This is a genomic window from Phenylobacterium sp., assembly GCF_031181185.1.
GTDB lineage: Bacteria > Pseudomonadota > Alphaproteobacteria > Caulobacterales > Caulobacteraceae > Phenylobacterium.
This window is the reverse complement of the sequence record NZ_JAPSKZ010000232.1, coordinates 1-4,793: the sequence shown is the minus strand read 5'-3', so window position 1 is coordinate 4,793 and position 4,793 is coordinate 1. Positions and strand designations below refer to the sequence as shown.

The 4,793-nt window shown below is 69.8% G+C and carries 5 protein-coding genes; 3 read left to right on the top strand and 2 right to left on the bottom strand.

The window, feature by feature from the left end; translation table 11 throughout:
• A partial coding sequence (locus RIF93_RS18730; RefSeq protein ID WP_309092968.1) for an amidohydrolase occupies positions 1-932 on the bottom strand: 932 nt, incomplete at its 3' end.
• Between the two features lie 15 nt (positions 933-947).
• Positions 948-2,054: an anhydro-N-acetylmuramic acid kinase gene (locus RIF93_RS18725; protein WP_309092967.1), complete on the bottom strand. Its 1,107-nt coding sequence runs from the start codon at positions 2,052-2,054 to the stop codon at positions 948-950.
• Between the two features lie 189 nt (positions 2,055-2,243).
• On the opposite strand from RIF93_RS18725, the gene tyrS reads away from it, so the two are divergent.
• From tyrS to RIF93_RS18710, 3 genes are all read left to right on the top strand, one after another.
• A complete protein-coding gene (tyrS, locus tag RIF93_RS18720) occupies positions 2,244-3,566 on the top strand; it encodes a tyrosine--tRNA ligase (protein WP_309092966.1) in 1,323 nt (440 codons plus the stop codon).
• Between the two features lie 9 nt (positions 3,567-3,575).
• Positions 3,576-4,037 carry a peroxiredoxin gene (locus tag RIF93_RS18715; protein WP_309092965.1) on the top strand — a complete coding sequence of 154 codons (462 nt, stop codon included), beginning with the start codon at positions 3,576-3,578 and terminating at the stop codon, positions 4,035-4,037.
• Positions 4,038-4,223: 186 nt separating this feature from the next.
• The coding region (locus RIF93_RS18710; RefSeq protein WP_309092964.1) for a DUF5930 domain-containing protein at positions 4,224-4,793 on the top strand (570 nt) is incomplete at its 3' end.

The window sequence follows — 4,793 nt, the reverse complement described above, 5'->3', positions numbered from 1 at the left end:
CGCAGGTTCGGGTCGAACGTCCGGAGCGTGCCCGCCAGCGTGAAGTCGTCGGGAATGATGTTGTAGCGGACGCCGCCGTGCACCGTGGCCACCGTCAGGATGGTGGGCGTGCGCGTGACGTTGATCTGCCGCGCGGCGATCTGGTTGAAGGCCAGCACGATCTCGGCCTGCATCGAGGCGATGTCGATACCCGCCCAGGGATTGGCGCCGTGGGTCTGCTTGCCCTTCAGCTTGATCTCGTAGCGGTCGGAAGCCGCCATCATCGGGCCCGGCCGCCACAGCAGCTGGCCGGCCTCGCCCGGCACCACGTGCAGGCCGAAGATGGCGTCCACCTTCGGGTTCTCGAGCACGCCCTGCTTCACCATCAGCGGGGCGCCGCCTTCCTCGCCCACCGGTGGGCCTTCCTCGGCCGGCTGGAACACGAAGACCACCGTGCCGGAAATCTGGTCGCGCATGCCGGCCAGGATCTCGGCGGCGCCCATCAGGATCGCGACGTGGGCGTCGTGGCCGCAGGCGTGCATCACGCCCGTCTCCTGCCCGTTGAACGTCGTCCGCACCTTCGAGGCAAACGGCAGGCCCGTCTGCTCGGTCACCGGCAGGGCGTCCATGTCCGCGCGCAGGGCGACTACGGGGCCCGGCTTGCCGCCCTTCAGCACGCCCACCACGCCGGTCTTGGCGACGCCGGTGCGCACCTCGATGCCCAGCTTCTTCAGATGGTCGGCGACCAGCTTGGCCGTGCGGACCTCGTTGTTGCCCAGCTCGGGATGCTGGTGGATGTCGCGGCGCCAGGCGACGACCTTCGGCTGCACCTTCTGGGCCGCGGCGAACACCGCGGCGTCGAACGGCCCAGTGGACTGGTCCTGCGCGAACGCCGGCGCGCCCGCCGCCAGCGCCAGCGCCAGCGCCGCGCCCGCGATCCAATGCCTCTTCATCCTGAACTCCCCCACTTAAGGTTCGACAATGCGGCCGCCGGTCATGGGCCCCGCCACGCCGGTGGTCTTCGGAAACGAGATCGGCAGGCCGCGCGCCGCGCGCGCCGCCAGATAGGCGAAGGCCTCGGCCTCGATGGAATCCCCTCGCCAGCCGTGGTCCTCGGCCGCCGTCACCGGCGCCGGCAGGCGGGCCGACAGGGCCTTCATGATCTCGGGATTGTGCCGCCCGCCGCCGGTGACGATCACCTCGTTCGGGACCTGCCCCATCAGCTCGAAGGCGCGCTTCACCGCCTCGGCGGTGAAGGCGACGAGCGTCGCGGCCGCGTCCTCCAGCTGCAGCGCCTCCAGCGGCTCCAGCGAGAAGTCGTAGCGGTCCAGCGACTTGGGCGGCGGCGCCTCGAAGTAAGGGTGCGCCAGCAGCGCGCGCACCACCGCCTCGTCGGGCCGGCCCACGCTGGCGTAGCGGCCGCCGGCGTCGTAGCGGCCCGCCCCGCGCGCCTGCACCAGCAGGTCGATCATCCCGTTGCCTGGACCGGTGTCGAACGCGGCGATCTCGTCCCCGCCGCTCCAGAAGGTGACGTTGGCCACGCCGCCCACGTTCAGCACCGCCAGCGGCGCCTCGAGGCCCGACGCCTGGGCCCGCGCCAGGTGGTAGATCGGCGCCAGCGGCGCGCCCTCCCCGCCCGCGGCCACGTCGGCCGTGCGGAAGTCGTACGCCACAGGCCGGCCGGTCAGCTTCGCCAGCAGGGCCGCGTCGCCCAGCTGGATGGTGCGCCCCACCACGCCGTCCTTCGGCCGTTCGTGCAGGACGGTCTGGCCGTGCATGCCGATCAGGTCGATCTCCGACCAGTCGAGTCCCTGCTCCTCCACGAACGAGGACGCGGCGGCGAAATGCTCGCGCGCCACCGCTTCGGCCGCCTGCGCGAAGACTTCGGGTTCGGGCGCCCCCCGGGGCCACTTCAGCGCCTGGTGCGTGGCCTCGAGCAGGATCTCGCGCGTGGCGTCGGTCAGCTTGCGCTCGCCGGCCGGGCCGAAGGCGTGGATCGCCTCGCCGTCGGTCTCCAGCACCGCCATGTCGACGGCGTCCAGAGAGGTCCCCGTCATGAATCCCAGCACCCGCATGCGGCTTGACTGCCATGTCCGAGGGCCGCTAGCTAGCCGCCATGATCGGACGCCGCTGCAACACCGGCCGCTATTACCGCCTGCCCTAGCGCAGGCGCCCGATCGTTCGCGCCTGCCGTCACCCGGCCGGCGCCCTCCCGACAAAGAGACCTTCAGCGCCGGCCTCCTCATCCCAAGGAGTTCCGCCGCATGTCCCTCGAAATCGCCGACGCCGCCGTGCTAGAGCCCGGCCACCCAAGCCCTGCGAGTCCTCCGATGTCCGAACCCGCCTTCAAGTCCGATTTCCTCAAGGTCCTGCAGGCGCGCGGCTACATCCATCAGATCAGCCATCCCGAGGAGCTCGACGAGGCCGCCGCCAAGGGCGTGGTGTCCGGCTACATCGGCTTCGACGCCACCGCGCCCAGCCTGCACGTGGGCAGCTTGATCCAGATCATGATGCTGCGGCGGCTCCAGCAGGCCGGTCACAAGCCGATCGTGCTGATGGGCGGCGGCACCACCAAGGTCGGCGACCCCACTGGCAAGGACGAGGCCCGCAAGCTGCTGAGCGAGGCCGACATCCAGGCCAACATCGCCTCGATCAAGACCGTGTTCGCCAAGTTCCTGACGTTCGGCGACGGCCCCACCGATGCGGTGATGGTGGACAACGACGAGTGGCTGTCCAAGTTCGGCTACGTCCAGTTCCTGCGCGACTACGGCACGCACTTCACGGTCAACCGGATGCTGGCGTTCGATTCCGTGAAGCTGCGGCTGGAACGCGAGCAGCCGATGACCTTCCTCGAGTTCAACTACATGCTCATGCAGTCGGTGGACTTCCTGGAGCTGAACCGGAACCGCGGTTGCGTCCTGCAGATGGGCGGGTCGGACCAATGGGGCAACATCCTGAACGGGGTGGAGCTGATCCGCCGGGTCGAGCAGAAGCCCGCGTTCGGGCTGACGACCCCCCTGCTCTCGACCGCCTCGGGCCAGAAGATGGGCAAGACCATGTCGGGCGCGGTCTGGCTGAACGCGGACATGCGCAGCCCCTACGACTACTGGCAGTTCTGGCGGAACACCGAGGACGCCGACGTGGGCCGGTTCCTGCGCCTGTTCACCGACCTGCCCCTCGACGAGATCGCCCGCCTGGAAGCCCTGCAGGGCGCCGAGATCAACGAGGCCAAGAAGGTGCTGGCCAACGAGGCGACCCGCATGCTGCACGGGGCGGAGGCCGCCCAGGCCGCGGAAGCCGCCGCCCGCGCCGCCTTCGAGGAAGGCCGCCTCTCGGGCGACCTGCCGACGCACGAGGTGGCCAAGGCCGAGCTGGAGGCGGGGATCGCGCTCGCCGCCCTCGCCGCCGACGCGGGCCTGGCCTCGTCACGCGGCGAGGCCCGGCGCCTCGCCCAGGGCGGCGGCCTGAGGATCAACGACAAGCAGGAAACCGACGGCAATCGCACGGTCACCGCGGCCGACCTGGTCGACGGCGTGGTCAAGCTCGCCGCCGGCAAGAAGAAGATCGTCCTGGTGAAGCCGGTCTAAGGAGACGAGATGGCGGACGTAACCGAGGGCGCGCCCGCGCCGGACTTCGAACTGGAGACGGCGGACGGCCCTGTCCGCCTCTCCGACTTCGCCGGCCAGACGCTGGTGCTCTATTTCTATCCGAAGGACGACACCGCCGGCTGCACCCGCGAGGCCCAGGACTTTACCGCGCTGGCCCCAGAGTTCGCCAAGGCGGGCGCGACGGTGATCGGCGTGTCCAAGGACAGCGTGAAGTCGCACCAGAAGTTCGCGACCAAGTACGACCTTGGAGTGAAGCTGGGCTCCGACCCCGAAGGCGCGGTGATCGAGCGCTACGGCTCCTGGACGGAGAAGAGCCTCTACGGCCGCAAGTACATGGGCATCGACCGCTCCACCTTCCTGATCCGGGACGGCAAGGTCGTGCGGATCTGGCGCAAGGTGAAGGTGCCCAACCACGCCCAGCAGGTGCTGGAGGCGGTCCGGGCCCTCTAGCTCGACTGTGGCGCCGGCGCCGCTGTCCGAACATCTGTTCGGCGCGAGGTTTACGAGTCGGCGTCGAGGGTTCAGCCTGCGGCCTCGCGACGCTTTTGGTTAAAAACACCTCAACGCGTCTTGCCTGCCCGGAAAATTTGTTCGCATATCGCTGCGTTCCTAGGGGCGGGGGCTTCAGCGAAACGCATGACACGTTTGGCGCGACTTCGTCGTTCGCTCGAGGAGCTGTTTCCCGAGCGCCACCTCTATGTCCGCTCCGGCGGGGCCATGAAGGCCTTCGTGCTCACCTCGTCCAAGCAGATGATGCTGGCCGGCGTCGTCGCCGGTGGCGCGCTGTGGATGGGCGTCTGCACCGCCGCCATGCTGGTCAACCTGCTGTCGGCGTCTGCTACCGACCGTGAGATCGCCCAGCTCAAGGCCCAGTCCGAGCGCTACGTCGCCGACCGCCAGGCCCGCCTGGACAGCGCGCTGGCCCAGCTGAACGCCGCTTCCGGCTCCAACGCCGACCTGGCCGCCGACATCGAAAAGCGCCACGCGGCGCTCGCCCTGCTGCTCACCGACCTGAAGGGCGCGCCCGGCGCGGCCGAGGCCCTGACGCCCGCCATCAACAAGGCCCTGACCGGCGGCACGGCCAATCCGGTGAAGCGCGTCGAGCTGGTCCGCAACGGCCAGGAGCAGCTGCTGGAAGCCGCCGACACCTTCGCCAAGAGCCGCGCCGACCGGCTGCGCCTGGCGTTCCGGATGGCCGGCCTGACG